Raw genomic sequence first — 26,008 nt, 5'->3', positions numbered from 1 at the left:
TCCTGGGGGGCTCGCAGAATTCGGAAAAAATCGTACGCTAAGGTTTTCCGGGCATCCGTAGGGGCCGAAACTTCCCGTCTTCCAGTCTGCGGCTCTGCCGCCAGACGTAATCGCCGGTGAGGTTGATGTGCTCCCAGCCCAGCGGCGACAGGAATTGCAGCAGCTCGCCGTCCACCGGCTTGCCGGCCTCGACCAACCCCTGGGTGGCGCGCTCCAGGTACACCGTGTTCCACAGCACGATAGCCGCCGTCACCAGGTTGAGGCCGCTGGCCCGGTAGCGCTGCTGCTCGAAGCTCCGATCCCTGATTTCCCCAAGGCGGTTGAAGAACACCGCCCTGGCCAGCGAGTTGCGCGCCTCACCTTTGTTCAGGCCGGCATGCACGCGGCGGCGCAGCTCAACACTTTGCAGCCAGTCTAGGATGAACAGCGTGCGTTCGATCCGGCCCAGCTCGCGCAGGGCCACGGCCAGGCCGTTCTGGCGCGGATAGCTGCCGAGCTTGCGCAGCATCAGCGAGGCAGTGACGGTGCCCTGTTTGATCGAGCTGGCCAGGCGCAGGATGTCGTCCCAATGGGCGCGGACGTGCTTGATGTTCAGGGTGCCGCCGATCAGCGGCCGCAGCGTCGGGTAGGTCTGCACGCCCTGCGGCACGTACAGCTTGGTTTCGCCGAGGTCGCGGATGCGCGGCGCGAAACGGAAGCCCAGCAGGTGCATCAGGGCGAAGACGTGATCGGTGAAGCCGGCCGTGTCGGTGTAGTGCTCCTCGATCCGCAGGTCGGACTCGTGGTACAGCAGGCCGTCGAGCACATAGGTGGAATCGCGCACGCCGACATTCACCACGCGGGTGCTGAACGGCGCGTACTGGTCGGAGATATGGGTGTAGAACAGCCGTCCCGGCTCACTGCCGTACTTCGGGTTGACGTGTCTGGTGCTCTCGCCCCGGCCGCCAGCCCGGAAACGCTGGCCATCGGAGGATGAGGTGGTGCCGTCGCCCCAGTGGGCGGCGAAGGCATGCTGGTACTGGTGGTTGACCAGCTCGGCCAGGGCCGCCGAATAGGTCTCGTCGCGGATGTGCCAGGCTTGCAGCCAGGACAGCTTGGCGTAGGTCAGACCGGGGCTCGACTCGGCCATCTTGGTCAGCCCGAGGTTGATCGCATCACCGAGGATCGCGGACAGCAGCAACGTCCGGTCTTTGGCCTCGGCCCCGTCCTTCAGGTGGGTGAAGTGGCGGCTGAAGCCCGTCCAGTCGTCCACGTCCATCAGCAGTTCGGTGATCTTGATGCGCGGCAGTAACTGACTGGTCTGGTCGATCAGCGCCTGCGCCCGATCCGGCACCGCCGCATCCAGCGGGGTGATCTTCAACCCGGACTCGGTGAGGATGGCATCGGGCAGCTCGTTGTCCTTGGCCAGGCGGGCGACAGTGGCCAACTGCTCGTCCAGCAGCTGCAAGCGCTCTTCCAGATACTGGTCGCTGTTCGGGTTGATCGCCAGCGGCAGGGCCTGTTCCCGCTTGAGCGCGGCGAACTTCTCGGCCGGCAGCAGGTAGTCGTCGAAGTCGCGGAACTGCCGCGAGCCCTTGACCCAGATGTCGCCGGAGCGCAGGGCGTTCTTCAGCTCGGACAGGGCGCAGATTTCGTAGAAGCGCCGGTCGAGGCCTTCCGGGGTGATCACCAGTGGCTTCCAGCGCGGCTTGATGAAGGCGGTGGGAGCATCGGCCGGCACCTTGCGCAGGTTGTCGGCGTTCATCTCGCGCAGCGTCTGCACGGCTGCCAGCACGCCCTGCGCGGCCGGGGCGGCGCGCAGCTCCAATACCTCCAGCAGAGCCGGCGTGTAGCGGCGCAGGGTGGCGAAGTTCTCGCCGACCAGGTGCAGGTGGTCGAAGCCCTCCGGCCGGGCCAGCAGCTCGGCTTCGCTGACGCTCTCGGTGAACTCGTCCCAGGGGATCACCGCCTCGATGGCGGCATAGGGGTCGCTGCCGGCTTCCTTGGCCTCCAGCAGCGCCTGGCCGATCTTGGAGTACAGGCGCACCTTGTCGTTGATCGCCTTGCCCTGCTTCTGGAACTGCTGCTGATGCTTGTGCTTCGCGCCGCTGAACAGCTTGACTAGGATGCGGTCGTGCAGATCCACCAGCTCATCAATCACGGTTGCAGTGCTCTCCAGCACCACGGCGGCCAGGGTCGCATAGCGCCGCTGCGGCTCGAACTTGCCGAGGTCTTTGGGCGTCATCTGCCCACCCTCGCGGGCCAGCTTGAGCAGGCGGTTCTGGTGGATGTGCCGGCCCAGGACTTCGGGCAAGTCCACCAGCTGAAATGTCTTCAGCCGCTCGATGTGCTCAAGCATGTGCCGAGAGTTGGGTTTCAGCGGTGCCTGGCGCAGCCAGGTCAACCAGGTGATGCTGCTGCCGGCCTTGAGCTTCAACAGCTCGTCCAGCTTGGCCCGATGCGAGTCCGTGAGCGGTTCAACCAGGGCGCGGTAGACCCGCCGATTGGCCCGTGCAATGGCCTCCGAGCAAGCCCGGTCGATCACGCTCAACGCCGGCAGGATGCGTCGCTTCTGCCGCAGGCTCTCCAGCGCCTGGCCGGCCAGCAGCAAGCCCTTGTCGGTCTGCTGGGCCAGTTCGGTCAGCTCGCGCACCAGGGCGCGGAAGTCGGACAGGCCGAACGGGGCCAGTTGAAGGTAGGTGCGCAGTTCCTGGGCGTGCTCGCGACGGGTCACATCGCGCTCGCCGTACTTCGTCCAACTCGCCGGATCGGTCTGGACTTGCTTGGCCACCCACAGGATGACCGGTTCGGGCAGCTCGCTGTCAGTGCCCAACGCATAGCCGGGGTAGCGCAGCAGGCAGAGTTGCACGGCGAAGCCGAGGCGGTTGGCGTCGCCGCGCCGCTGACGGATCAGCGACAGGTCGGAGTCGTTGAAGGTGTAGTAGCGGATCAGGTCATCCTGGCTTTCTGGCAACGCGAGCAGGGTGCCCCGCTCCGTGGCCGAGAGGATCAAGCGACGCGGCATGTGTCAGTCGTCCGTGCGGAGGTACTGGTAGAGGGTTTCCCGGCTGATGTTGAACTCGCGGGCAAGCTGCGCCTTGGGCTCGCCGGCCGTCGCTCGCTGCCGCAGGGTAGCAGCCTGCTCATCGGACAGGGCTTTCTTGCGGCCCCGGTACGCGCCACGCTGCTTGGCCAAGGTGATGCCCTCACGCTGCCGCTCGCGGATCAGGGCGCGCTCGAACTCAGCGAAGGCCCCCATCACCGACAGCATCAGGTTGGCCATCGGCGAGTCCTCGCCAGTGAACACCAGGCCCTCCTTCAGGAACTCGATGCGCACGCCGCGTTGAGTCAGCTTCTGTACCAAGCGACGCAGGTCATCGAGGTTGCGGGCCAGCCGGTCCATGCTGTGCACCACCACTGTATCGCCTTCGCGGACGAAGCTCAGCAGCGCTTCGAGCTGGGGGCGCTGGGTGTCCTTGCCCGATGCCTTGTCGGTGAACACCTTGCTCACCTGTGTCTGTTCCAGCTGGCGTTCCGGGTTCTGGTCGAAGCTGCTGACCCGGACGTAGCCGATGCGGTGCCCCTGCACGATGTCTCCTTGGTTGAAGGCGGCTTAAGTGCTCCTTCTGTTCCGTTGTGCCTCAAACCCCGTTTCTGTCAGGCTGAAATCTATGACCTTCGCAGGCATGTGTCAAAAAATGCGAAAGATGACTCTATTCTGACTAAGCGGCGCGGCCCTGCCTGACATCCAGTTAGGGTATGCCTCAATCTGACGGTAGCGAGTCGCAGGCGTTCGGATCGGCATCGGTTTCGTTCCCTGTCTTGGCACGCGCTTCGAAGCGTTGATAACACTCCAACCCGCAGAAGTGCTCGACGTATTCCGCGCCTTCCGGGGTGAAGGCGGCATCGAGCGGGATTTCCTTGCAGCACACGCAGCAACTGGTGGTGGTCGAGTCACTTGCATTCATGGTGGCACCCCTCCATTGACTGACGAAGACGGCGAATGCCGCCGCCGGCATTGGCTTCGCGAACAGGAAGCCTTGTCCTGTGTCGCAGTCCGCTTGTCGCAATAGATCAAGACTCGCCGATGTTTCCACGCCTTCAGCCACCACATCCATGCCCAGCCCGTGCGCAAGCTGAATCACGGTGTGCACGATGGTTTGGTCGCGGCGGTCGTTGGCGAGCCCGGCGACAAACGATTGGTCGATCTTGAGCGTGCTGATTGGGCAGCACTTCAGATGTTGCAGACAGGAATACCCCGTCCCGAAGTCATCGGCGGCGAAGCGCACACCGATCTGCCGCAAGGCGTCCAGGGCGGGGAAGATCGCCGGATCACCAAACGCGACCGATTCGGTCAGCTCGATTTCGAGATACTCGGCGGGCAACTCGGCATCAGCCAGCACGCCCTTTACCCACCCGTCGAAGTCCGGTCCCACTTGGCTCGCCGAAACATTGACGGCCAGCCGGAACGGTCGCCATGCCAGCATTCGCCAGTCACGCATCTGGCGGCAGGCTTCGCCCAGCACCCAAGCGCCGATTTCAGGCATCAGGCCGGACGATTCGACCACGGGCAGGAACTGGCCCGGTGGCAATAGTCCAAGCGTCGGATGACGCCAGCGCAACAGGGCTTCCGCGCCGACAATCCCACCACTGCGCAGATCGACGACGGGCTGGTAGTGCAGTTCAAGCTGCCCGCGCTCGACCGCTTGGGCCAGTTCCGGCGTCGTCCATCCATCCGGCCGGAAAGCGCTCATTCTCTTTCCCTGAATGCCCGCAACGCCCGCGACAGGGACAGAAGGAACAGGCCGGTCAAACCGAGCGCCGCGATGACCCAATGCTCGCCGAGGAAAGCACCGGCGGTTGTGCCGGCCAGCACGACAGCGAGGATGGGCAGGTGGCAGGGGCAAGTCAGCACAGCCAGTCCGCCCCACAGGTAGCCGGTGATCGGTTTGTGCGTCTCGGACGGCAAGCGCTCGGGGTTGTTCATGGCAGACTCTCCGCGTGCTGTGCCGGCTCGGTCGGCAGGGTGGCCAACTGCACTTCCAGATCGGCCAACGCTTCGCGCCGACGCTCGACGAACTGACGCAGCAGGGCAAGCTGCGCGGCCGCTTCGTCGCCGTCCGCCGCATCCAGCGCCCGGCACAGCCGCGCCAGCGCGTCGAGGCCGATGCCCGCCTCGAAGGCCGCCCGCACGAAGCACAGCCGTTGCAAGGCGGCGTCATCGAACAAGCCGTAGCCGCCTGGTGTGCACGCCACCGGGCGCAGCAATCCGCGCAGCAGGTAGTCGCGCACGATATGCACGCTCACCCCGGCATCAAGAGCCAGCCGGGACACCGTGTAGGCGTTCATTGAACACCTCCTTTTTCTCACCCGGCGCAGCAGGAAAGCTGCTTCACATCCTTGTTGAAGGTATGCGCCGCGAGCTTCAACCCCTCGACCATCGTCAGGTAGGGGAACAACTGGTCGGCCAGTTCCTGCACCGTCATGCGGTTGCGAATGGCCAGAGCCGCCGTCTGGATCAGTTCACCCGCTTCCGGCGCGACCGCCTGTACGCCGATCAGCCGATGGCTGCCTTCCTCGATAACCAACTTGATGAAGCCGCGTGTGTCGAAGTTGGCGAGCGCACGCGGCACGTTGTCCAAGGTCAAGGTGCGGCTGTCGGTCTCGATCCCGTCGTGGTGGGCTTCCGCCTCGCTGTAGCCCACGGTCGCCACTTGCGGATCGGTGAACACCACGGCCGGCATTGCGGTCAGGTCGAGCGCCGCATCGCCGCCGGTCATGTTGATCGCGGCACGGGTGCCGGCCGCTGCCGCCACATAGACGAACTGCGGCTGGTCGGTGCAGTCGCCGGCCGCGTAGATGTTCGGGTTGCTCGTGCGCATGCCTTGGTCGATGACGATGGCACCTTGCGCATTGACAGTGACCCCCGCTGCGTCCAGCGCGAGGCTGCGCGTGTTCGGTGTCCGACCGGTGGCAACCAGCAGTTTGTCGGCGCGCAATTCACCGTGCGTGGTGGTCAGCACGAATTCACCGTCCATATGGGCGACCTGGCTGGCTTGCGTGTGCTCCAGCACCTCGATGCCCTCGGCACGGAAAGCGGCTGTCACCGCCTCGCCGATGGCCGGGTCTTCACGGAAGAACAAGGTATTGCGCGCCAGGACCGTGACCTTGCTGCCCAGCCGGGCAAAGGCTTGCGCCAGCTCCAGCGCCACCACCGACGAGCCGATTACGGCAAGGCGTTCGGGAATGGTGTCGCTCGCCAGGGCCTCGGTGGAAGTCCAGTAGGGTGACTCTTTCAAGCCCGGAATCGGCGGGACCGCCGGGCTGGCACCCGTGGCGACCAGGCAGCGGTCGAACATCACGACGCGCTCGCCACCCTCGTTCAAACGGACGGTAAGGCTCTGGTCGTCCTTGAAGCGCGCCTCACCGTGCACAACGGTGATGGCCGGATTACCGCCCAGGATGCCTTCGTACTTGGCGTGCCGCAGTTCGTCGACGCGGGCCTGCTGCTGGGCCAGCAGCTTACTGCGGTCAATCGTAGGCACAGTTGCCGCAATACCGCCATCGAACGGGCTTTCCCGGCGCAGATGGGCGATGTGGGCGGCGCGGATCATGATCTTGGACGGCACACAGCCGACATTGACGCAGGTGCCGCCGATGGTGCCGCGCTCGATCAGCGTGACCTGCGCGCCTTGCTCGACGGCCTTCAGCGCCGCCGCCATCGCGGCTCCACCGCTGCCAATGACCGCTACCTGCACCGGGGGCTCGTTGCCACTGTGCTTTTCGGCGGCGGCCATCCATCCCCGCACCTTGTCGAGCAGTCCGACGCGGTTGTCCGCCAGTGGCGCATCGGCTAGCGTTGCCTTGTAGCCCAGTCCGGCCACGGCGGCAGTCAGCGCGTCCGGCGATGTGCCCGGCACGATGGCGAGTTGCGCTGTGCCCTTCGGATAGGACACCAGCGCCGACTGCACGCCTGGCACTTTTTCCAGCGCTTCCTTGACGTGCGCCGCGCACGAGTCGCAAGTCATGCCGGTGATTTTTAGATGGGTCATGCAACAGATCCTTTATCGTTTGTGGCGCCAGACAATGACGTCCGTTGTGCTGCGGTGCCGTTTTCAGTGACTCACTGCTTGACGCTGGACGGATAGCCCGCGTCTGCGGTTGCCTTGGTCAGCTTCTGCACGCTGGTCTTGGCATCGTCGAAGGTGACGACCGCTTGGCGTGTCTCGAAAGTCACGTCAACTTTGCTGACGCCTTCGACCTTGGAAATCGCCTTCTTGACAGTGATCGGGCAGGCGGAGCAGGTCATGCCCGGTACGGACAGCGTGACGGTCTGGGTGGCGGCCCAGACGGGGGCAACAACGGCGGCGAGGGCGAGGGAGGCAAACAGTTTCTTCATGGTGAACTCCGATCAGTAGAAAAATGGCATGACGTAGGGAAATCCGAGCGCGACCAGAACCAGCGCGGCCACGATCCAGAAAATGAGCTTGTAAGTAGCTCGCACTTGGGGAATCGCGCAGACCTCACCCGGTTTGCAGGCCGCTGCCTGCCGGTAGATGCGCCGCCAGGCGAAGAACAACGCCACCAGCGCCACGCCGATAAAGATGGGGCGATAGGGTTCCAACACCGCCAAGTTGCCGATCCAAGCGCCGCTGAACCCCAAGGCGATCAGAACCAACGGCCCGAGGCAGCAAGCCGAGGCGAGGATGGCGGCAAGCCCTCCAGTGAAGAGCGCGCCGCGCCCGGTTTTTGGTTCAGACATGCGCTTGTCCTTTCGAATTGAAATTGGATAGCGTAACCTTACTTCCGTACTCATGTACGGAGTCAAGCGATATGGAAAACAATTTGGAGAACCTGACCATTGGCGTTTTCGCCAAGGCGGCCGGGGTCAATGTGGAGACCATCCGTTTCTATCAGCGCAAGGGCTTGTTGCTGGAGCCTGACAAGCCCTATGGCAGCATCCGCCGCTATGGCGAGGCGAATGTAACGCGGGTGCGCTTCGTGAAATCAGCCCAGCGGCTGGGCTTCAGCCTGGATGAGATCGCCGAGCTGCTGCGGCTGGAGGATGGCACCCATTGCGAGGAAGCCAGCAGTCTGGCCGAGCACAAGCTCAAGGACGTGCGCGAGAAAATGGCTGACCTGGCGCGCATGGAGGCCGTGCTGTCTGAGTTGGTGCGCGCCTGCCATGCGCGAAGGGGGAACGTTTCCTGCCCGCTGATCGCGTCACTACAGGGTGGAGCAAGCTTGGCAGGTTCGGCTATGCCTTAGCGTGCTTTATTTTCCGTTTTCTGAGACGACCCCTTAGAAAGCCTAGTCAAAGAGCTGTCACGAGAACACCGTTAGCTTAGCGTACGATTTTTTCCGAATTCTGCGGTTCCCCCTTCCTCCGCATCTACGAGCTTGCACTGCAGGCCAGCTTCCGCGCAGATTTCACAATAGAACAGCTATCTGCCGAGCTAGGGCTGGTGGTGGACCAACTCTGGCCGAACTTTGAGAAAGCGGTTAGCGAAGCGGGATTGCCGATCGAGCAACTCGGGACCGAGTTGGTGCTTGGTGGATGGTCGTTGAAGAACGGCCGGATGATGGCCACGGCGTATGCGAAGAGTGACAGCCGGCGCCCTTGCGTTGTCCAGCCGATCGGGGGGCAGATGGCGTCGCCGGGCGAACCGCTCCAGGCCGCGACCCCTAGCATGGCCCAGGTGGATCTGCTGGCCCATGCGCGTCTCCAGGTCAGCTACCTCAATGGGCAATTGGGCCGGAAAGTAGCAGGAGGTCGACTGCTAGTTGGGTTTCTGCAGAAGGGGCAAGCCCTGCTCAAGGATCTAGGAGAGATCTAGGTCGCGGGAGTCAAATACGCTAGGGGCTGAAATCGAAGTTCAGGTCTGGCCCTAAGGCAGAAGGCCAAAGCAGACCAAGGTCGTCCGTGGATTTGGGATGTTTATCGAGGGCAGGGTGGATGTCCGCTTCTGGCCGGAAGCGGACATTGGGCGGCGACCGGCCCGGTGATGGCATCCGCCTTCGACCCAAAGCGGGCATCGTTCTCGACACACCTGAGTTGATCCGTACTCCAAAGCCTGTTTCCGCTACCCCTTGTAGTGCTCGACGTAGAGCCCCAAAGCTGCCAACGACGCATACACGGCGGACCCAGCGTTGGTCGCGTACAAGGCAAAGGGAACCGGAGGATCGCAGGGAACTGTTGCGATGAACCACGGAGCTGAGCTCGTCAAGCTCGTCCTAGGTGATGTGAGGAATCCTAGCTCCCTACGCATACCTAGCGCCTCGCGGACGTACGCCTTGTTCCAGCCGCCAGTCTTGCACGAGACCCCAAGAAGTAACTCCGTAAATGCGGGATAGCGACGGGTCTTAATCGGACGATATACACCGACGTCAATCTCGTGACGGTCAGCCGCTTTGACCACCGTCGTGCCTTTCCAGCTATGGCTTAGTGTGGTGACCTGCACTGAAATCCTAATCTCGAGCTTCTCAGTAGACGTAGATCCACTGATGTAATCGTGATCCGGATGGTTTGCTTTGCATGGAGATCCTCCAAACGTCAGGACGCCTGCCATCTTGGGGGTACACGTGAGCTTGTAGCCCGCACTATCGATGATTCGCAGAAGCCTAAGCAGCACCCGAAGTTCGTAAGCCTTTCCTTGCGCGTAGGGAGACCCGCTCGCCTTAGCACGCGAAATGGCTGCTTTCACAGCGTTGAGGATTGCTAACTTACTGATCGTCACAGTCGCGGTCCTCGTGGCGCGTGTTCCTCGCGAGGGTCGTCCGGTGGCAGATATCGAGCGATATAGGCCTCAAGATCTGCCTGCTCGTGATCCGTCAAACGCTGGGGTGATACAGTTGGTAGATGTGACCGGATTGAGCGAACTCGGCGACCTTCTGGTGTCTCAACAGTGTAATGAACGTCCTCCAGTCCGGTGAGACCTTGGACCAGCTTCCCGATCTCACCCAAGGTTTGCGAGAGGGCGTCTTGGGTCGTCACAGGTCTAAAATCGAGAACCGCCGCAAGTGCGGCTGCAGCTTGTGCATTCGTGTCGTCCTCGTAATCAGACATCGCCTGAACAATCGCGGAGCGAAGCGATCTAACAATTTGTGGATCAAGCTCAGACGCAAGGGCTAGCGCCTTCCCTATCTCCCTAATTACCTCTTCACCACCTTGATCTTCTGCCATTCACAACTCCACAGCTGTAGACATTAACGGGCCGCGCGGGATGAACCGCCCGGATTCTCTAAATTCAATTGCCGAAGGTTGCCGTTGGCAATGTTCCTTAAGAGTAAGGCACAGTGCGGTTTGGTTCCATAAGCGGATCGCGCTGGCTGTATCCCGAAGTGTGCGATGACGCCGAAGCTGGATAGTGTCGCTGAATTGGACCATCAGGCACTTAGGTCTGAGCCCTGATACAGATTGATGATATGACTCCAAGTCGCGTACGGGCTGCGAAGAGCACCGGCTACTTTGGTCCGCTTCTGACCGAAAGCGGACATTCGTTTAACCAAGGGTGAAGGAAACTTTTAGGGCCAGGATGGACTTCAACTCTCTCGTTCGCTCGCTTCTATCCGATGCGAAGATGCGCCGTAACAAGCCTCTGCGAGACTAGTGCGCGAGCCAGGTCGCTGACATTGCTCCATGGCCTATGACGTGCCCCGCACCCGCTGGTCAAATGGAACCGCCCTCGGCACCATGGGCACGACCATCTAAGGAGTTCTTCATGCTCTACCAAGATAAGTACGTCGCCTTCATCGAGAAGCATTCATCATGATTCTCAGATGATCTTCGGACCGGCGATGCTGGACGCCTATCGCATGGAATGTAAGGAAGCACGCAATCCCATGGTGCTCGTGAGCGAAGAGGTGCGATCGGATGCTCGCGCTGCGGGGTTAAGCAACCTGTTGACGTGGGATGACGAAGAGCCAGACCGCCACTATGTCCACTATCTGATCTCGTACAGCGCTTATGACTCTAATCCAAGGGCGGGCGTCGTGATTCTCGATAGCCAGGCCGCTCTCATCCGGCATTTCATCGCCAAGAGGCTGCTAGGCGCTCCGGGTAAGATCCTGGATAAAGCCGAGTGGATGGAACGATATTGGAACGAGAAGGTGGCGACAGGTGGAATTCTCGGACGTGTTGACAGGGTCGCAGACCTTGTTAGGCCCAATGCGCGACCATTTCGCAGCAGACTCGCCGTTCTAGCACCGCAATCGGGCGCCACTAGTGTGGACTAGCGAATCAGGCAAGCAGCTGCCGATTCCTTGCAAAGATTCAATTCAATTGGCCATACGGAAGCACGTGCAATCCCTGATGGCAGTCGGGACCACCATCTCCCCATTGCCAGCCGCGTCTGAACCAGCGCCCGGAACGCTTCAGCGGAAGGGGCTGGTCCCTTCCGCTGGTGCCTGCCCTGGTTGCACCGGCTATGCGCGGCCACCACGTTCCCGGACACGTCTCTGCCCCGTCCTGTTGGGCCACCAGGTGCTCGGCGGTGCATTGAAAGGCTCGGGCCTTACTGGCCTTCAGCCCGAGCTCTGAGGGTGCAGTGAGCCACATCGGCAGGCCGCAATAGAAGCAACGGCCCGATTGGGCGTAGAAGGCAGAAGTGCGAAGGGATCTGCGGCGTTTGGCGGTCATGGATGGCTCCGGAATCGAAGGATTCCCGTGCCCCCATTGGGTGGACCTCGGGCACCCGGAGCCTATTGGCTATGCGGGCACAACACCGGCGCTTTATAGCGACTGGCTAAGGCGTTATAGCTCAGCGCTTGAGCCGCTACAAGGCCCAGATGCCGACCAGAACGGGAGGGAGTCACCGACGCCCAGTTAAGGTCAAAGCTTGGTCAGGGGGCGAGCGACGCGCTTGAGCAGGTGGAGCGGGGCGTGGCGCGTCACCCAGGGAAGTCGCGGTGTTGTAGTCCTGCTCAACCCGCTGAACTGTTCGCACGTTCAGGCCCGAGATCTCGTCTAATTGTTCTTGCGACCAATGTCGCGACTGGCGGAACTGGGAAGTGCAGGCGACAAGCTCTGACCGATCAGGTGCGCAGTTGGGAACTCAAGGGCGAGCTGGATGTGGAGCCAGAAATCGAGGGCGTCTTAGGTGCGGATCCAGGAATCAAGGGCATCTTTGGGGAGATCTGGAAATCGCGGGCGTCCTTGTGGGGAAATACGGGCGGACAGCTGTGGGATCTGGGGCGTTTCCGTTGTGGCAGTCACATGATTTGTACCATTTATCACGTCACTGTTGCGGTCAAGTAGGCCTAGAAGGTCTTCTCAACGCAACACCTCAATAACTACCACTTTTTCGCATAATGTATACAACGTGGCCGTTATCGAAGCCCGTTACCGCAGCCTGAGCCTTGTGGGGCAGGGCAAAGCCAACAGCCAAGCACAAGGCCATCGCGGTCGCCGCTAAGCGCTTCCAGAAAGTGCGTTCCGGCGAAGTAAGCGCCGCACGCTTCATGATCTCAATCGCCTGCTTTTCAGGCTCCGGATGCCCTTGGATACGGAGCGCATCCGCCACCACCCACACCTGTGGCACACGCCTGCCCATGCGGTAGTGGCCGATTGCGCCATCCGTAATCCCCAGCAGCGGCGCCAGCTTTGAATAGCTCTCGACCTTGGCCGCTACGCGGGTCCGCTCAAAGAAGTCATTCCAGTCCATAGCCGCCTCGGGTTCGTGTACGGGTGTAGCCTACAGGTGTTGACGCCTACGGATGTAGGCGCGTATAAAGCCCCCATCGCCTACGGATGTAGGCGGTCCCGCCACCGGCACCCCAAGGCCGCTGGCGGGTTTCCTTGGGGCTTGGGGTAGGGGAACAGGGATGATCGATCCGCTCATTACCTTCGCGCTGCTGGCCGCCATCGTGGCCGTGTCCATTGGCGGCGCTCGCATCGTTTCGTGGTTGCTCGACCGGCGTGAGTACACCGCCGCGCAGCAGCTGCGCGAAGCCCAGGTCATCGCACTCGCGCGGGCCGAGATTGCGGCCACGAAGCGCGGTGATCTGCTCGCTGCCGCTGAGCTGGCCGAAGCCCAGGAGCGAGTCGCATGAGCATCCATACCTTTGCCGCCGAACTTGCGGAGGCCGATATGGGCCTTTTCGCATGCGCTGCGCTGATTGTCGCTTGCCTCGGCAGCGCAATAGCTTCAATCGTGATTGAGCAGTCATGGCTTGCGATCCGTCGCCTGTGGAAGCTCTGGAAGGGCCGCGCCAATGGTCGGTGATCGCGCGGTGCTGGCCGGGTCGGGACTCCCCTCGTCTAACAGGGGAGTCAGTGAATTCAGGAACGCCGATGGAACCCTGACGGTCGGCATTGACTGGTTCTCCGCTTCCATCGATCTGCGCGCAGCTCTGGACGAGGTCGCGTTCCGTGATGGCGACAGCTTCGAAGAGGTCCGCCAGTGGATCGAGTTCTCCCCGGAGAACGCACGCATTGCTGCCCTGCAGGTGTTCTGCTGGTTCTTCGCGGGGCTGGGCCTTGAACTGGACGAAGCAGCAGGCGGCGGTCGCTTCTACACGTGGCGAATCAAGATCATCGACGCGGCCAAGAAGTTCGTCGGCATGATCGAACTCGGCGGCGAAGAGTGCCGCCGCGCCGATGGCACGTATACCGCCCGCATCGAGCTAACCGGTGATGGATGCAAGGTGATAGGCGCAGCGCGCTGCGGCCATGCGCAGCGGTGGCTGGAGCTTCGAGCGAAGCTCGAAAGCTGCGCCGGAAGGATCACCCGTGTTGACGTGTGCGCCGATGATCTGGTGGGCGAATACCCATTGCGTCTGGCGCAGAAGTGGTATGCAGCCGGCGAGTTCGATAACCGTGGTCAGCGCCCAAAGGCGCAGCTGGTGGACGACTACGATAGCGGCGACGGCAAGACATTCTATGTGGGCGGCAAGAAGTCGGAAAAGCAGCTGCGCGTCTACGAGAAGGGCAGGGAACAAGGCGACAAGAGTTCGCCGTGGGTGCGCTATGAGGCGCAGTTCCGCAACTCCAACCGCAAGGAACTGCCACTCGACATCCTGCGTGATCCGGCCTCCTACCTGCTCGGGGCCTATCCGGTGCTGTCCTTTCTGCGCTGTGTTGCCACGCGCATCGAAATCACGAAAGCCGCCGTTGAAGCGACGTGGAAGAGCGTACGCCGCCACATCCGCCGCCAGTACGGCGCAGCCCTCAATTTCATCGCCAAGAACTGCCCTGACGATCAGGCATTGCGGGCGGTAATCGAATCCTGCACTTCGCCATCGCTGCCGAAGTGGGTCACAGGTGACACAGCAGCGCACTGGCCCGAAATCGCGGCCGTACAGCAAACCTCAAAGGGGTAACTACATATGAGCATCAAGGTAACCGTCCTGAAAGCCGAAATCGAAGAGCGCGGCGGCACGTTCGAGGGCAACAAGGGTGAGCAGATCAGCTACACCACCCGCAAGCAGAAGGCACGCCTTGAATCGGATGGCTTCGCTTACCCGTATGACGTCCGCCTCCAGGACGGCCAGCCCGGCTACCCGCCCGGCGATTACGAGTTCGATGTCGAGTCCATGCTCCAGATCAACAAGGGCGTGGCCTCGCTGAGCAAGTTCACCGTGCTGCGCCCGCTGTCGAAGGCGCCCGTGCGCCCGGCTGCTCAGGCTTAAGCCATGGCCGTGTGCGTGTCTCTGACAGCTGAGGGGACGCTTGTACCCACCGGGGAGCCTGCATCGCAGTGTGGTGGGTACGTGCTTGTGTCGGCGGCAGAACACGCACAGGCCTCAATCCTCATCGATCTATTCCAGTGGCCCGAACCGGAAGTGGCCACTGGTTGGTTCTCGGGGTGTTCACGCTGGTGCTCGCACTGAACGTGCTGGGCTACATCGTGGGCGCCGTCGTGAAGTCGGTCAGTACAGAGCGGGATTGACCACCCCATCTAACGCGCACAACGCGCACAACAAAGGAGCAGTGCAATGGACTTCGGCGACATTCTGACCGGCCTCGCAGCCGCCAGCGCAGTCAGCGCAATCATCAGCGCAGGTGCCATCAAGGCATCCCCGGGCTTCGCCCGCTGGGCGACCAACAAGGTCGCCACCTTCTTCCGCTGATCGCGGGAGAATTGTGACGGGGAGGGGCTGGGAAACCGGCCCCGATTCCTATGCAGACACAGCCCGATGACGTGAGCGCCGATGAGTGCCAGGACGATTGGTGCCCTGAGTGTGGTGGCGATGACGTGACCGTGTTGGACGACGGCAACCTGTGGTGCATGGAGTGCCGCGCCGTCATCGACTACTAGGGGTGGGTGATGGACTTCAGTGGGGTGTTCCTCGGGCTATCCGTCGCACAGGTGGTGGCAGCAATTGTTAGTGCCGGCACGTTGATGGCGCTCCCTTGGTTCGGGCGATGGTGTGTCGACAAGATCGCAGGCTTCTTTGAGGACCGCGAGGAACAGGACGCGGACGAACACGCTGACGATGAGGCGGGAGAGGTTGAAGAGGCCGTGTGCGCTGACACTGGCCATGACTATGACGGCGGCGAGTGCGTCTTCTGCGGCGCACCGGAAAGGGAGGAGTGACGATGCTTGTGTGCATGGTCTTTGCGTTCATTGGCGGTCTTGCTGGTCATGCGGTCGCCCTGGCATTCAATGAGGCCAGCCAGTGACACGCCTGATACTGCTGATAGCAGTACTGCTAGGCAGCTACTGGATCCCCATGGGCGTCCGTGCTGCTGAGCCGTGCCGATCTGAGTCAGAATGCGATCAAGGTAAGGCCTACGCTGCGGCAATGGCCTACTCGCAACGACAGGCGGCGGGTCGCCCTGGCTATGCAGCTTGTGTGCTTGCATCTGGACCTACCACCTTTGTCGGTGGCATTACGGGCGCCGAATGCGTCAACTACCGCCAGATTGCGGTGGAGTCGTTCTACTACAGCGGCGTGTGCTCCGCGCGACCTGAGGAAACCAGTTGGAAGGGGGCGGTAGCACCGGCCTCGACAGCGTTTGCAGCGATGGTTGCGCATACAGTGGCTCGCTCTATGCACAGTCGCCAACCGGACGCCTCTTCTCTCCCACCGGTGCCACCTGCACGACAGACGATCACCCTGCGCCTACTACGCCCGACCCGGGTGAAGGCGGGGGAGATGGAGGCGGAACCGGCCCAGGTGACGGCGGCGGTGACGGGGGTGGCGATGGTGGAGGTGACGGCGGGGGTGGCGACGGCGGGGGCGGTGATGGCGGCGGTGGCACCGGGCCCGGTGATGGTGATGGTGATGGGGACGGCGACGGGGATGGTGATTGCAAAGACCCGGATGGCTGTGCGGGGCCCGGACCGGGCCCGGGAACGGGCGAGGGCGGTGACGGAGGGGCGCCGGGACCAACGACAGGGCGCCTCTACAAGAAGTCCGGCAAGACGGTTCAGCAGGTGATAGCGGAGTTCAAGACGGCCATTGAAGGCGCCCCGATCTTGTCGAAGGTCAAAGGCTTCTTCGGCAGCTGCACAGGCGGTGGCACTTGTCCGACTGCAACGTGGGATGGTGGACAGTACGCAGGCAAGTTTGACCTGGCCTCGCTGTGCTCTGGCCCATTGCTACAGCTGTTCCAGTACGCCGGATTTGTCTTCCTTGCAGGCATGGGCATCGTGGCGCTGAGGTGGGCACTGCTATGAGGCGCAATCATCTGATCGTGCTGGCTGCTGCGCTGATTGTGCTCGTGCTGTCAGCTTCGTGGGCATATGCCGATGGGGTAGGGCCGGTCACCGCCCTTACCACGTGGGCAAAGGAACAGATCACGTCGTTGTGGGCGGACTTCTCCGACTTCATGACGGATCTGCAGACCGACTTCATCGAGCTGGTGCTGTCGTTCGTCAAGGCCATCGTGTACCTGATTCCAGCGCCTGATTTCCTATCGCAAATCAGCTTCTGCGCAATGCTCAACGCTGCGGGGCCGTGGACCGCCTTCATCGTTGCCCAGTTGCGCGTAGGTGAGGCTATCGCTGTGTTGACGGCTGCACTTGTATTCCGCCTTGTGCGGGTGTTCCTCACTCTCTTCCAGTGGACGTAACGAAATGATCTTCGGCCATGAAGGCTTGCCGCGCAGCGGCAAGAGCTACGAGGCGGTTCTGCATCACATCCTTCCTGCATTGCGCGCTAAGCGCCATGTCTACGTGCGCCTAAACGGGGTAGGGGAGAGCCTCGACAAGATCGCCGCGCACCTGGGCATGCCTGAAGAAGAGGTGCGCGACCTGGTGCACGTGATGGGCGACAAGGAAGTGGTTGATTGGTGCGTATGCGACACCGACAACGATGGCGCCATTTCGTTTCCGCATATCGAGAAGCACGCACTGATCGTGATCGATGAGGCACACGAATACTGGCCTACCAATCGCGCCAACCTGCCCGAGCGCACTGCAAACTTCTTCGCCAAGCACGGCCATATCAGCTTGGACATGGTGATCATTTCGCAGGACTGCAAAGACCTGCATCGCTTGATCATCCGCCGCATGGCGAAGAAGAACACGTATACCAAGCTCGACGCGCTGGGGTCCGATCAGCGCTACTCGGTGAGGTTCTACGCTGCCACCGGCACCGGCAAATACGAAACCGTTGGCACCGAGGTGCGGAAGTATGATCCGGCCATATGGGAGCTGTACCACGGCGTGCAGCCTGGCATCGAGTCCAATGAGGTCTACAAGGGAAACACGCGCACTTTGTGGAAGACCCTGCGCGGCCCATCAATCGTAATGGGCCTCGCGCTTGTCATTGGCGTGGTGATGTTCCTGCGGTTCTTCTTCGCAGACGGTTCCACAGGCGAGGAGAGCAAGCTAAAGGAAGTTGTCAAGACGCAGAAGGCCGCAATTCCCGCGATAGCGCACGCGCCGGGTGCTCAGCCGGCCACGGTGGTCACAAAGGTCGAGACACCCAAGGCGAAGGAGAAGCTTCCTGCGGGCGTTCAGTACATTTTGGACATGGCGGCCAATGCCAGGGCGAGGCACGCCGGGTGGTACGGTCAGCGCGACATCGTGGAGTTTCGCGCGTCAGGCGGCGGGCAAGTGCTCGATCGATTCACCACTGAGCAGCTGTGGGCGCTGGGCTGGTCTGTGAAGCGAACCGAATTCGGCGTGTTACTGAGCGCTAAGGGGCATGAGATTATCGCCACGACTTGGCCCGTGGACCCGTTTGGCGAGCAGTCCGATGCTACGACCGCGCGCATAAAGGCTGCGGCGGGGTCGCCTGTGACGAGCGCGAGCGAGACACAGCCGACCACCGCCGCGGCGAACGGGAGCACCCTAATAGCAGTTGGGAAGCGCCCCATGGGCACGTTCCCAGAGACGCCGCCATATCCGGCGAGCTTCTGATTTTCGCAATGGGATACCATGCCCCCGAACCTTGGGGCGAAATGGACATTCGATCAGGCCTAGTGCTGGCTCTACTGCTGCTGTGGGCACCTGCGCATGCGCAACAACTACGCTCGGCCACCGGTCCACAGCCACCGCCCAGGTACACGCCGCCAACACCGAAGGCGAGCAACCTTGGCGCAGAGCCTCTGAAATGCCAACAACACGTTGATCCACGCATCCGGATCTATTGCGCGGACATTGAGCGATCCCTGATACAGGGCGAGGCGCGTCGCCAAGGGTTACCAACGCCATCGAGCGAGATTGTTCGCATGCCAGCCTACGGGAGCGCCGAGGCAAAGCAGCTGGGCGCTGCCTGCATGGGGGGCACCGCAATGCGCCGCCTAAACAACGGCTGGGAACAGTTGCGAAATGCCAAGGGCGAATGGCTGCGCTGCCGCGAGCAATGAACCGGGGTGTAGGGGCAGCGCCCCTACGGAAACGCTTCACACGCGCTCGCGGCGCCTTGGCCCCGGCGCCGGTAGGTCTGCTGCAGGTGGCTCGGCGTCAGGGCCAGCCATCACCACCGCCGAACGCTGTTTGCGCCGGCTCACCACGTCTCGCAGATTGACGACAGTGGCAGGATGATGGCGAATGCCGGCATCGCGATTGCGCGCATTTCTGGAACTGTCGATCGACGGCCTCGAGCGCGCAGTTTCCATCATCCGGCGCCATTCCTGCGCTTGGCAGGCGGTGAGTGACAGCCAGGCCAGATCTTCGGGAAGCAGCTCGCGGCCCTCGGGGGTGATCAGGCGATCACCGAGGAAAGAAAAACCGGCCCAAGGGCCGGTCAAGTCGATACGTTGGTGCGGGTCAAACTCAATCATGCCGCGATCTCATCCTTGGCCGGGGATTGAGGACGCAGGCAAGAGCCGAGCCAGAGGCCCAGCCATTGCCACGCGGAGCCGACGAACCGTGCCAAGGTCGATACAGCATTTCGCATAATGTATATTATGTTCATTACGCCATTGCCCGATCCAGGCTTCACCAGTCACGCCCCTGATCCACTCCAGGCGCCGGCCTGATTGTCAGTGATTCGATCACTGCCAACCGCCCTTTGGGCTTCCCTCAACCTCTGCAGGAATGGCAAAGGATCTTGCGGATCTGACAGTGGCGGGTAAAGACGGCTTTGCGGGCGTAGTTTTGCCGCTGATCTTGCCGTGGCTGCACGCCAGCCTGGCAAGAGCGCTTTCGCCGATTCGGCACCAACAACCGAGGCCTCAGGAGCGCGTTCTGGCACCCCAGCCGTAGCCACTCAATGGTCGTGACGCGTCACGCTATTGGGCCGTTCCATGCCGGCGAGCTCCATGCCATCTAGGCGCGGGACCGCGTCGATGCGCTGAGGATGAGCGCCACATACGCAATCAACGTGCCGGCCGGCAAACCCCAAACCTCCATCTCCCAGTTCCTCCGGTACGGGGATGGGCCTGTCACCGCCCAAACCAACAGCAAGGCGGCCGTCACCAGCACCGTCCTGTTGGCGATGGAAATGAGCTTGTCTGCAGATTCATGGCCCAGATTGGGATCCCATCCGAAGAGCCAACGCAGGCGCTTCCAGTAGTCGTGCCCCACAGCCAACAGAAGGAGGAACGCGCCCGCCAGCAGACTCAGCAAAAACTGTACCAATGGATTCAAGGGACATCCTCAGGAATTGTGCAGCCAGCTCGGCTGGATATCGCCGACCACGCGCGGCGGACGCATCGCATCACAGGAACCTGTGCATCACAAAGACATCCACCAGACCCAGCGTCCCATGCCGGAACGCCTTGGGTAACGTACCGACCACCTCGAACCCCAGCTTCCTGTACAGCGCCACCGCCGGGGCATTGGTACTGACCACGTAATTGAACTGCATGGCGAGGAATCCTTCCGCCCTCGCCCGTTCCAGACTGTGTTCCACCAAGGCCCGGCCCACGCCCTGCCCCTGTGCGAAAACATCCACCACATACGTGGCGCTCGCCACATGCGCCCCCAGATCAGGGAAGTTCGGGCCCATCTTGTACATGCCCACCACCCGGCCCTGCAGAACGGCCACATAAGGTGTCTGCGACAGGAACCAATGCGCGCGAAAGGTTTCGACCTCAAAAGAGGAGGCAAAAGGCAGCGCATCCTGCGCCGCAATGGCCGCCTTGAACATGCCCCACATCGCGTCGAAATCGCCTGCACGGGCGGGCCGGATCTCCATGCGTCTCCTGCAGATCTGTGGTGGTGACCAGGCCGGACACTACCAGAATCCAGCGCCTGCCCCGTAGCTGCTTCACGCGCCACCGCCATCGGCTCCGCAATAGTTGTGGAAATTCCGGCCCTCAGAGCAGTAGATGTCTCCTGTTTCCGTGCACATCCCGCAGCGGCTTCGACGGTGGCGCGTTCCCGCGTACGTCCTGCTGGGCATCTACCTGCTGTACCTGCTGGCCGGCAACATCTTCCTCAATACCCCGCTGTTCGATCAGGTCACCAACCGCAAGCCGCACAAGTTCGTGATGACCACCGGCCCGGCCATCACGCTGCTGCCCGGCCATGTCATCGCCTGGAACGTGCACATGCGCGGCCACGTGAACCACACGGTCTACGTGCTGCATGCCGAGCGCGCCAGCGCCCGGTTGGCGGTGCTGCCCCTGTTCCAGCGCGAGGTGCGGGTTCCGCGCTTGCAGGCGACGGGGGTTTCCGCCGAGATCAGCCGCGTCGAAGAAGCCATCCCGCCACCACCGCGCAGCGACCGCGGCTGGACGCTCCGTTTCGACGCCATCCACAGCGACAGCATCCGCAGCGCACGCTTTGGCAAGTTGCTGATCATTGGCAAGGGCCGGGGTACGGTGGGCTTTCTCAAGCAGCTGCGCGGCGGGCCGTCGGAGCTCTTCGAATCCGAGGTGGCGTTCAGCGATGCGGACACCAGTTTTGACGGCGTGCAGCTGTTGGGCGACATGGATCTCACCGCGCGCTTCAGCTATCCGCGCCACTATCGGGACCAGGCGCCCGGTCTGGCCAAGTTGAAGTTGCTGCATGCCCAGCTTGAGGTCGACGCCCGCAGCCAGGGCCTGCGCATGGACACGGATGCCACAACGCCGAAGATCTCCAGCGCCCCCGTGCCCGGACGCCTGCAGCTGGCGCTGCACCTGATCGACGGCCAGCTGCAGCCCGGGGACCGCGCCATCTGGCAGGTGCCGCTCTACCTGGGTGATGGTGCCCCCAATCGCGGCGTGCTGGCGCTGCAGCTCAATGTGTCCAACGACCTGCGCCTGCAGGCCCGCCTGCCGCCCAAACCCGGCTCAGGCAGTGAAGTGGATGCGGATCTGCACGTCCGTGGCCGGGACATCCCCTTCCAGCAGCCCGCCCAGCTGCTGGAACGCAGCTCTGGTACCGTGCGCGGCGAATGGACGTTCACTTCGCTCAACTGGATCCCTGCCCTGTTCGTTCGCAAGCCGTGGCTGCAGCTGGACGGCGGTGGCACGCTGAAAGCGGATCTGCGCGTGCGCAACGGCGAACTGATCGAAGGCAGCACTGTGGACATTCCGGCCGCCGAAGCCGTGGCCGAAGTCGCCGGCGTACGACTGGCGGGCACGGCCAGCGCCCATGGCGAACTGAAGGCCGGCAGCCCCAGCCAGGCACAGCTGGCTGTCCGGCTGCCACGATTCACTGCACGGCCAACCGATGCCAAGGATGTGCGCCTGTTCGACGGCCGTGATCTGGCCCTGGACCTGAGCGGCGATGGTCGCCTGCAGGAGCTGCGCAAGGGTGTCCGCGCGCACCTGCGATTCAGCCAGGCAACCATTCCCGACCTGGCCGCCTACAACCGTTACCTGGGCTCGCCGCAGGTGCGGCTGCTCCGTGGCACCGGCAGCCTGAGCGGCGATGCCACGCTCGACACCGATGGACGCGTCGGCCATGGCACTGCCCGGCTGCTGGGGCGCAATGCCAGCGCCAAGGTGGCAGGGCTGGACATGGGCGGCGACGTCGACGTGAAGGCAACACTGCGCCGCGGTGACTTCAATCAGCGTCATTTCGATCTGTCCGGCACCACCGTCGAACTTCGCAATGTGCAGGTGGCGGGCGCAGAGCGGGCAAGCGCATGGAAAGGCCGCGTGGCCTTCAAGCGTGGCCGCATCGACGCGCAGTCGCCCTTCCAGGTCGATGCCACCACGGATCTGGATCTCAGCGATGCCCGGCCGTTGCTTGCACTGTTCGCAGAGCGTACCGACTACCCGCGCTGGACCCTGTCGCTGTTGGATTCCGGCCAGGTGCAGGCACGGGCGACGCTGCGCTGGCGCCCGGGCCATCTGATCATCGATGGACTGCAGGCCGAGAACGATCGGCTTTCGGTACGCGCGCGGCTGGATCTGCTCGACCAGCGCAAGCGCGGTGATCTCTATCTGCGCTGGGGGCTGCTGGGTGCGGGCATCGAGCTGGACGGTGACCAGCGCCAATGGCACCTGGCGAAAGCAAGGGAGTGGTTTGACCAGCGACCTTCCCTGCTGCCAGCGAGCCAGGGAGCGGGTGCCGTCGGTTCTTCAGATTGAAGGCCAGCAACCTGCATCCGTTCGCTGCCCCTGTGCGTAGACAGGCAGCACAAGCATCAGGGAGCTGCACGCTATGAAGCGGAGTTCACAGGTTTCCGGATTTCTGGGATGGGTGGCGATCACCTTCGTCGCGGCAGCCTTGGGGGCGTGGGCGTCCACGTCCGCGGCAAGCTTCTACGCTACCCTCACGCTTCCGGCATGGGCGCCACCGGCCAGCGTCTTTGGTCCGGTGTGGACGCTGCTCTACGCCATGATGGCGGTTGCCGCGTGGCTGGTCTGGCGCGAACGTGGCTGGCGCGGGGCACGACCCGCGCTGCTGCTCTATCTGGTGCAGCTGGCCGTCAACGCACTGTGGAGCTGGCTGTTCTTCGGCTGGAAGCTGGGCGCGCTTGCCTTCGCCGACATTCTCGTATTGATCGTGTTGGTGTGCGCGACGATCGTCGCGTTTGCGCGTACCCGCCCGGCCGCGGCAGTGCTGCTGCTTCCCTATCTCGCCTGGATCCTGTTCGCCTCGGCGCTCAACTTCGCCGTCTGGCGGGCCAATCCAGGGCTGCTGTGACACGCGGATCCAGCGTTCAGGCCTGGGCCACGGCCTGTGGGCACCAGGTCCGCAACAGGCCCGGCTTGAACGCCTGCTGCCCGCAACCGGTGGGGCACCGCACCACTCGCGCTGCAGTATGGCTGACCAGGCCCTGCCCTTCTTCTGCCTTGAAGATCGTCTCGCAGGAAAGGCAACGCGCTACCAGCGAGTACAGGTGCAGCAGCCGGCCACTGGCTGGATCCTGCAGTGCATCCACATCCAGCAATTCAAATTGGCAGCTGTCAGGGAGCATACGGTACTGGGGCGCGGGTGCGGTCTGCAGGTTCACGGGCGTGGCATCTGTTGGAAGTGCAGTCACCGTAGGGCAGCCGCTGTCTAGCTGGCGTGCAGCGCAGATGTGCTGGCCGCGAAACCTGCACCGGTCTCTGCATCGAAATCTGCTAGGGTGCGCGCCGATGCCTACATCCACATTGCCAGCACAACCCGATCACCCCATTGCCCTCAGCGCCGCCCTGAAAGCGCACACCCGAGCGGCCCACGATCGCCTCGACCAGCACCTGTTGCAGCAACACATCTTCGCGTCGCGCCAGCGTTACCTCTGCTTCCTGCGCGTGCAATGGCACTTCCATAGCGCTGTTGCGCCGCTGTACCGGATGCAGGATCCGGGCGCGACCCGCTTGCCGCTGATCGAGGAGGATCTTCGCGACCTCGGCGCTTCCATGCCGGCACCCCATGCCTGGCAACCGCAGCCGCATGTGTTCTCGAAAGCGACTGTTCTGGGCTGGCGCTACGTGGCGGAGGGCTCGACGCTGGGGGCGGCCGTGCTGTTGAAGATGGCCGCTGCGTTGCAGCTTCATGCCGGATACGGAGCGCGCCACCTGCGCCCTTCCAACCTCGGTGTGGCCGAATACTGGAGACGCGAGCGGGAGGAACTGGATGCCCTCGTTTTAAGTGGCCAGGAGCGCGCACAGGCATGCAGGGGCGCGACAGACGCCTTCCAGTTCATCCGTCGCTGCGTAGATGAAGAATTCAGGTTTGAATGAAAGACCCTTCACATTCACGTGGTGGTATGCGGCGGCACGCTTTTGCTTCACCATCCATGCACACCGGATGCAGTGCTGGGCCGTTCCAGCCATCCACGAATCATGAGTCCCGCCCTTGACGCCTCCTACCGAATCCGCGCACGACACTGCCCTGTCCCGTTGCGCGCGCGAACCGATCCACACCCCTGGCGCGATCCAGCCCTACGGTGTGCTTCTGGTCGTTGAACCGCAGTCCCTGCAGGTACGCGAGCGCGCCATCAGCCACCCCGGGCTGCTGAAACAGTTCGGCGAACCGTTGATGCAGCACGTCAGTGAAGTGCTGGGCGGCGTGCTGGCACCGTTCCAGGGCGTGTTGCAACAGGCGACGGTGGGCAGCAGCGCGCATGTCGGTGCGGTGCACCTGGATGGGCACGGCCGCCATCAGCTGCTCGTGCACCGCTCCGCCACGGATCTTCTGGTCGAGCTGGAGGCGCCGGTTCCCGGCCAGCCCGGTTCGCTGGAAGAACTGTATCCAGCCATCCGCGAGCTGATGACCGGCATTGAATCGGCAGCGACGGTGGAAGACCTGTGCAGGCTTGCGGCCGCGCACATGCGGCGGCTCACCGGCTTTGACCGCACCCTGGTCTATCAATTCGATGCTGGCTGGAATGGCATCGTGGTGGCCGAAGATGGCAATGGCCTGTTGCCGTCCTACCTGGACCTGCGCTTTCCCGAGTCGGACATTCCCGCACAGGCCCGCGAACTGTACCGCCGGAACCGGGTGCGCCTGATCGCAGACAACAACTATACCCCTACCCCGCTGATGCGGGCCGAAGACCACCGCGAGGCGCCACCGACCGACCTGAGCCTGGCCGTGCTGCGCAGCGTGTCCCCCGTGCATCTTCAGTACATGCGCAACATGGGGACCGGGGCGTCGATGTCGGTGTCACTGGTACATGAGGGGCGGTTATGGGGCCTGGTGTCCTGCCACACCGTGCAGCCACGCCGCCTGCCCTACCACGTGCGTACCGCCTGCGAGTTCATGGGCCAGATCCTGTCGCTGCAGATTGCACTGAAGGAGCGCGCGCTCGCGATTGAAGAACGCGTCGCGCGTCGCTCGATACTGGTCAAGCTGCTGGGCCGCATGGCCGGCGACGAAGAATTCATGGCGGCCCTGCGCCAGGACGAAGGCAGCCTGCTGTCGCTGACCGGCGCGGCCGGGGCTGCCATCGTGCACAAGGGCGACTGCATGCGCGTGGGTGAGTGCCCGCCCGCCAGCGACGTGCTGGCGCTGGCCGATTGGCTGGCTACCCGGCAGCCCGGCCAGGAAACCTACTGCACCGACCATCTTGCCGCCGACTGGTCGCCTGCCGCGCACCTGGCCGATGTAGCCAGCGGCCTGCTGGCAGTGTCCATTTCGCAGCTGCATGACAGCTACCTGATGTGGTTCCGGCCGGAGGTGGTGCGAACCGTGCGCTGGGGGGAGACCCCCGCAAGACCGCAGCGCCCGGCGTCGCACTCTCCCCGCGGAGCTCCTTCGACGCCTGGAAAGAGACCGTGCGGCAGCGCAGCCTGCCGTGGACCGACGCCGACTGCGATGCG

29 protein-coding genes and 2 pseudogenes are annotated in these 26,008 nt (G+C 62.9%); 17 read left to right on the top strand and 14 right to left on the bottom strand.

The window, feature by feature from the left end:
- Positions 1–37 precede the first annotated feature (37 nt).
- The 8 genes from DL544_RS10345 to merT all read right to left on the bottom strand — a co-directional run bounded on the left by DL544_RS10345 (position 38) and on the right by merT (position 7,741).
- On the bottom strand, positions 38–3,004 hold the full coding sequence (locus DL544_RS10345; RefSeq protein WP_005413400.1) for a Tn3-like element TnAs1 family transposase: 2,967 nt from the start codon (positions 3,002–3,004) through the stop codon (positions 38–40).
- Between the two features lie 3 nt (positions 3,005–3,007).
- A complete protein-coding gene (locus DL544_RS10340; RefSeq protein ID WP_010921730.1) occupies positions 3,008–3,568 on the bottom strand; it encodes a recombinase family protein in 561 nt (186 codons plus the stop codon).
- 175 nt (positions 3,569–3,743) lie between these two features.
- The gene (locus tag DL544_RS10335; RefSeq protein ID WP_003132006.1) at positions 3,744–4,733 is read right to left on the bottom strand and encodes a DUF3330 domain-containing protein; all 990 of its coding nucleotides are present in this window, start codon (positions 4,731–4,733) and stop codon (positions 3,744–3,746) included.
- Positions 4,730–4,966 carry a broad-spectrum mercury transporter MerE gene (merE, locus tag DL544_RS10330; protein WP_003132004.1) on the bottom strand — a complete coding sequence of 79 codons (237 nt, stop codon included), beginning with the start codon at positions 4,964–4,966 and terminating at the stop codon, positions 4,730–4,732. Before merE ends, DL544_RS10335 begins: the two co-directional genes overlap by 4 nt.
- Complete coding sequence (merD, locus tag DL544_RS10325; protein WP_000995360.1) at positions 4,963–5,328, bottom strand: mercury resistance co-regulator MerD; 366 nt, start codon at positions 5,326–5,328, stop codon at positions 4,963–4,965. Before merD ends, merE begins: the two co-directional genes overlap by 4 nt.
- A gap of 17 nt (positions 5,329–5,345) precedes the next feature.
- On the bottom strand, positions 5,346–7,031 hold the full coding sequence (merA, locus tag DL544_RS10320; protein WP_139727091.1) for a mercury(II) reductase: 1,686 nt from the start codon (positions 7,029–7,031) through the stop codon (positions 5,346–5,348).
- A gap of 71 nt (positions 7,032–7,102) precedes the next feature.
- Entirely contained in the window at positions 7,103–7,378 is a 276-nt protein-coding gene (gene merP, locus DL544_RS10315; RefSeq protein WP_003131987.1) for a mercury resistance system periplasmic binding protein MerP, read from the bottom strand.
- 12 nt (positions 7,379–7,390) lie between these two features.
- Positions 7,391–7,741 carry a mercuric ion transporter MerT gene (gene merT, locus DL544_RS10310; protein WP_003131974.1) on the bottom strand — a complete coding sequence of 117 codons (351 nt, stop codon included), beginning with the start codon at positions 7,739–7,741 and terminating at the stop codon, positions 7,391–7,393.
- Positions 7,742–7,812: 71 nt separating this feature from the next.
- Between merT and merR the strand changes: the two genes are divergently transcribed.
- The 3 genes from merR to DL544_RS10295 all read left to right on the top strand — a co-directional run bounded on the left by merR (position 7,813) and on the right by DL544_RS10295 (position 11,214).
- Positions 7,813–8,247, top strand: coding sequence for an Hg(II)-responsive transcriptional regulator (gene merR / locus DL544_RS10305; RefSeq protein ID WP_005413387.1), 435 nt, complete (start codon positions 7,813–7,815; stop codon positions 8,245–8,247).
- A 197-nt stretch (positions 8,248–8,444) separates the two neighbouring features.
- Positions 8,445–8,816: a hypothetical protein gene (locus DL544_RS10300; protein WP_021201824.1), complete on the top strand. Its 372-nt coding sequence runs from the start codon at positions 8,445–8,447 to the stop codon at positions 8,814–8,816.
- A gap of 1,942 nt (positions 8,817–10,758) precedes the next feature.
- On the top strand, positions 10,759–11,214 hold the full coding sequence (locus DL544_RS10295) for a hypothetical protein (RefSeq protein ID WP_139727090.1): 456 nt from the start codon (positions 10,759–10,761) through the stop codon (positions 11,212–11,214).
- Positions 11,215–11,789: 575 nt separating this feature from the next.
- Here the strand turns inward: DL544_RS10295 and DL544_RS22395 are convergent.
- Positions 11,790–11,972: pseudogene (locus tag DL544_RS22395) on the bottom strand (hypothetical protein); the annotation flags it as partial.
- A 291-nt stretch (positions 11,973–12,263) separates the two neighbouring features.
- Positions 12,264–12,641 (bottom strand): DUF3693 domain-containing protein, encoded by a 378-nt coding sequence (locus DL544_RS10280; RefSeq protein ID WP_139727089.1) that lies wholly within the window; start codon positions 12,639–12,641, stop codon positions 12,264–12,266.
- Between the two features lie 160 nt (positions 12,642–12,801).
- Here DL544_RS10280 and DL544_RS10275 point away from each other — a divergent pair, with 160 nt between their 5' ends.
- The 10 genes from DL544_RS10275 to DL544_RS10235 all read left to right on the top strand — a co-directional run bounded on the left by DL544_RS10275 (position 12,802) and on the right by DL544_RS10235 (position 18,290).
- Complete coding sequence (locus tag DL544_RS10275) at positions 12,802–13,029, top strand: hypothetical protein (RefSeq protein WP_139727088.1); 228 nt, start codon at positions 12,802–12,804, stop codon at positions 13,027–13,029.
- Complete coding sequence (locus tag DL544_RS21275) at positions 13,026–13,202, top strand: hypothetical protein (protein ID WP_176422332.1); 177 nt, start codon at positions 13,026–13,028, stop codon at positions 13,200–13,202. The genes DL544_RS10275 and DL544_RS21275 overlap by 4 nt, the downstream gene beginning before the upstream one ends.
- On the top strand, positions 13,192–14,298 hold the full coding sequence (locus tag DL544_RS10270; RefSeq protein WP_139727087.1) for a replication initiation factor domain-containing protein: 1,107 nt from the start codon (positions 13,192–13,194) through the stop codon (positions 14,296–14,298). Before DL544_RS21275 ends, DL544_RS10270 begins: the two co-directional genes overlap by 11 nt.
- A 6-nt stretch (positions 14,299–14,304) precedes the next feature.
- Positions 14,305–14,607: a single-stranded DNA-binding protein gene (locus DL544_RS10265; protein ID WP_088375548.1), complete on the top strand. Its 303-nt coding sequence runs from the start codon at positions 14,305–14,307 to the stop codon at positions 14,605–14,607.
- 137 nt (positions 14,608–14,744) lie between these two features.
- Positions 14,745–14,867 carry a hypothetical protein gene (locus DL544_RS21810; RefSeq protein ID WP_255313110.1) on the top strand — a complete coding sequence of 41 codons (123 nt, stop codon included), beginning with the start codon at positions 14,745–14,747 and terminating at the stop codon, positions 14,865–14,867.
- Positions 14,868–14,913: 46 nt separating this feature from the next.
- Positions 14,914–15,048 carry a hypothetical protein gene (locus DL544_RS10255; protein WP_049396927.1) on the top strand — a complete coding sequence of 45 codons (135 nt, stop codon included), beginning with the start codon at positions 14,914–14,916 and terminating at the stop codon, positions 15,046–15,048.
- A gap of 50 nt (positions 15,049–15,098) precedes the next feature.
- Positions 15,099–15,236, top strand: a complete 138-nt coding sequence (locus DL544_RS21270; protein ID WP_176556918.1) for a hypothetical protein — start codon at positions 15,099–15,101, stop codon at positions 15,234–15,236.
- A 9-nt stretch (positions 15,237–15,245) separates the two neighbouring features.
- Positions 15,246–15,515 carry a hypothetical protein gene (locus tag DL544_RS10250; RefSeq protein ID WP_139727086.1) on the top strand — a complete coding sequence of 90 codons (270 nt, stop codon included), beginning with the start codon at positions 15,246–15,248 and terminating at the stop codon, positions 15,513–15,515.
- 1,082 nt (positions 15,516–16,597) lie between these two features.
- The gene (locus DL544_RS10240; protein ID WP_088431654.1) at positions 16,598–16,996 is read left to right on the top strand and encodes a hypothetical protein; all 399 of its coding nucleotides are present in this window, start codon (positions 16,598–16,600) and stop codon (positions 16,994–16,996) included.
- A 4-nt stretch (positions 16,997–17,000) separates the two neighbouring features.
- Positions 17,001–18,290, top strand: coding sequence for a zonular occludens toxin domain-containing protein (locus DL544_RS10235; protein ID WP_139727085.1), 1,290 nt, complete (start codon positions 17,001–17,003; stop codon positions 18,288–18,290).
- A 485-nt stretch (positions 18,291–18,775) separates the two neighbouring features.
- Here DL544_RS10235 and DL544_RS10225 read toward each other — a convergent pair whose 3' ends face one another.
- The 3 genes from DL544_RS10225 to DL544_RS10215 all read right to left on the bottom strand — a co-directional run bounded on the left by DL544_RS10225 (position 18,776) and on the right by DL544_RS10215 (position 20,514).
- On the bottom strand, positions 18,776–19,156 hold the full coding sequence (locus tag DL544_RS10225) for a DUF3653 domain-containing protein (RefSeq protein ID WP_139727084.1): 381 nt from the start codon (positions 19,154–19,156) through the stop codon (positions 18,776–18,778).
- Positions 19,157–19,643: 487 nt separating this feature from the next.
- Complete coding sequence (locus DL544_RS10220) at positions 19,644–19,964, bottom strand: hypothetical protein (protein WP_139727083.1); 321 nt, start codon at positions 19,962–19,964, stop codon at positions 19,644–19,646.
- A 70-nt stretch (positions 19,965–20,034) separates the two neighbouring features.
- Positions 20,035–20,514 carry a GNAT family N-acetyltransferase gene (locus DL544_RS10215; protein ID WP_139727082.1) on the bottom strand — a complete coding sequence of 160 codons (480 nt, stop codon included), beginning with the start codon at positions 20,512–20,514 and terminating at the stop codon, positions 20,035–20,037.
- A gap of 133 nt (positions 20,515–20,647) precedes the next feature.
- Here DL544_RS10215 and DL544_RS10210 point away from each other — a divergent pair, with 133 nt between their 5' ends.
- A complete protein-coding gene (locus DL544_RS10210; RefSeq protein WP_139727081.1) occupies positions 20,648–22,843 on the top strand; it encodes an AsmA family protein in 2,196 nt (731 codons plus the stop codon).
- A 73-nt stretch (positions 22,844–22,916) separates the two neighbouring features.
- Positions 22,917–23,402, top strand: a complete 486-nt coding sequence (locus DL544_RS10205) for a TspO/MBR family protein (protein ID WP_065184851.1) — start codon at positions 22,917–22,919, stop codon at positions 23,400–23,402.
- A gap of 16 nt (positions 23,403–23,418) precedes the next feature.
- Here DL544_RS10205 and DL544_RS10200 read toward each other — a convergent pair whose 3' ends face one another.
- Entirely contained in the window at positions 23,419–23,712 is a 294-nt protein-coding gene (locus tag DL544_RS10200) for a hypothetical protein (RefSeq protein WP_065178588.1), read from the bottom strand.
- A 127-nt stretch (positions 23,713–23,839) separates the two neighbouring features.
- Between DL544_RS10200 and DL544_RS10195 the strand changes: the two genes are divergently transcribed.
- The gene (locus DL544_RS10195) at positions 23,840–24,427 is read left to right on the top strand and encodes a biliverdin-producing heme oxygenase (protein ID WP_176556917.1); all 588 of its coding nucleotides are present in this window, start codon (positions 23,840–23,842) and stop codon (positions 24,425–24,427) included.
- A gap of 208 nt (positions 24,428–24,635) precedes the next feature.
- A pseudogene (locus tag DL544_RS21805) lies at positions 24,636–25,996 on the top strand (GAF domain-containing protein); the annotation flags it as partial.
- Positions 25,997–26,008 lie beyond the last annotated feature (12 nt).

Source organism: Stenotrophomonas sp. pho (assembly GCF_006228405.1).
Taxonomy (GTDB): Bacteria; Pseudomonadota; Gammaproteobacteria; order Xanthomonadales; family Xanthomonadaceae; genus Stenotrophomonas; species Stenotrophomonas sepilia.
This window is presented reverse-complemented; position numbering and strand designations above follow the sequence as displayed.

What these genes read in the sequence shown, in the direction of transcription:
- merR (WP_005413387.1), top strand. Translation starts at nt 7,813, where the DNA reads ATGGAAAACAATTTGGAGAACCTGACCATTGGCGTTTTCGCCAAGGCG.
- merP (WP_003131987.1), bottom strand. Translation starts at nt 7,378, where the DNA reads ATGAAGAAACTGTTTGCCTCCCTCGCCCTCGCCGCCGTTGTTGCCCCC.
- DL544_RS10335 (WP_003132006.1), bottom strand. Translation starts at nt 4,733, where the DNA reads ATGAGCGCTTTCCGGCCGGATGGATGGACGACGCCGGAACTGGCCCAA.
- DL544_RS10280 (WP_139727089.1), bottom strand. Translation starts at nt 12,641, where the DNA reads ATGGACTGGAATGACTTCTTTGAGCGGACCCGCGTAGCGGCCAAGGTC.
- DL544_RS10295 (WP_139727090.1), top strand. Translation starts at nt 10,759, where the DNA reads ATGATCTTCGGACCGGCGATGCTGGACGCCTATCGCATGGAATGTAAG.
- DL544_RS10250 (WP_139727086.1), top strand. Translation starts at nt 15,246, where the DNA reads ATGGACTTCAGTGGGGTGTTCCTCGGGCTATCCGTCGCACAGGTGGTG.
- DL544_RS10345 (WP_005413400.1), bottom strand. Translation starts at nt 3,004, where the DNA reads ATGCCGCGTCGCTTGATCCTCTCGGCCACGGAGCGGGGCACCCTGCTC.
- DL544_RS10195 (WP_176556917.1), top strand. Translation starts at nt 23,840, where the DNA reads ATGCCTACATCCACATTGCCAGCACAACCCGATCACCCCATTGCCCTC.
- DL544_RS10205 (WP_065184851.1), top strand. Translation starts at nt 22,917, where the DNA reads ATGAAGCGGAGTTCACAGGTTTCCGGATTTCTGGGATGGGTGGCGATC.
- merE (WP_003132004.1), bottom strand. Translation starts at nt 4,966, where the DNA reads ATGAACAACCCCGAGCGCTTGCCGTCCGAGACGCACAAACCGATCACC.
- merA (WP_139727091.1), bottom strand. Translation starts at nt 7,031, where the DNA reads ATGACCCATCTAAAAATCACCGGCATGACTTGCGACTCGTGCGCGGCG.
- DL544_RS21270 (WP_176556918.1), top strand. Translation starts at nt 15,099, where the DNA reads ATGCAGACACAGCCCGATGACGTGAGCGCCGATGAGTGCCAGGACGAT.
- merD (WP_000995360.1), bottom strand. Translation starts at nt 5,328, where the DNA reads ATGAACGCCTACACGGTGTCCCGGCTGGCTCTTGATGCCGGGGTGAGC.
- DL544_RS10255 (WP_049396927.1), top strand. Translation starts at nt 14,914, where the DNA reads ATGGACTTCGGCGACATTCTGACCGGCCTCGCAGCCGCCAGCGCAGTC.
- DL544_RS10240 (WP_088431654.1), top strand. Translation starts at nt 16,598, where the DNA reads ATGAGGCGCAATCATCTGATCGTGCTGGCTGCTGCGCTGATTGTGCTC.
- DL544_RS10265 (WP_088375548.1), top strand. Translation starts at nt 14,305, where the DNA reads ATGAGCATCAAGGTAACCGTCCTGAAAGCCGAAATCGAAGAGCGCGGC.
- DL544_RS10225 (WP_139727084.1), bottom strand. Translation starts at nt 19,156, where the DNA reads ATGATTGAGTTTGACCCGCACCAACGTATCGACTTGACCGGCCCTTGG.
- DL544_RS10215 (WP_139727082.1), bottom strand. Translation starts at nt 20,514, where the DNA reads ATGGAGATCCGGCCCGCCCGTGCAGGCGATTTCGACGCGATGTGGGGC.
- DL544_RS21275 (WP_176422332.1), top strand. Translation starts at nt 13,026, where the DNA reads ATGAGCATCCATACCTTTGCCGCCGAACTTGCGGAGGCCGATATGGGC.
- DL544_RS10275 (WP_139727088.1), top strand. Translation starts at nt 12,802, where the DNA reads ATGATCGATCCGCTCATTACCTTCGCGCTGCTGGCCGCCATCGTGGCC.
- DL544_RS10270 (WP_139727087.1), top strand. Translation starts at nt 13,192, where the DNA reads ATGGTCGGTGATCGCGCGGTGCTGGCCGGGTCGGGACTCCCCTCGTCT.
- merT (WP_003131974.1), bottom strand. Translation starts at nt 7,741, where the DNA reads ATGTCTGAACCAAAAACCGGGCGCGGCGCGCTCTTCACTGGAGGGCTT.
- DL544_RS10210 (WP_139727081.1), top strand. Translation starts at nt 20,648, where the DNA reads ATGTCTCCTGTTTCCGTGCACATCCCGCAGCGGCTTCGACGGTGGCGC.
- DL544_RS10235 (WP_139727085.1), top strand. Translation starts at nt 17,001, where the DNA reads ATGATCTTCGGCCATGAAGGCTTGCCGCGCAGCGGCAAGAGCTACGAG.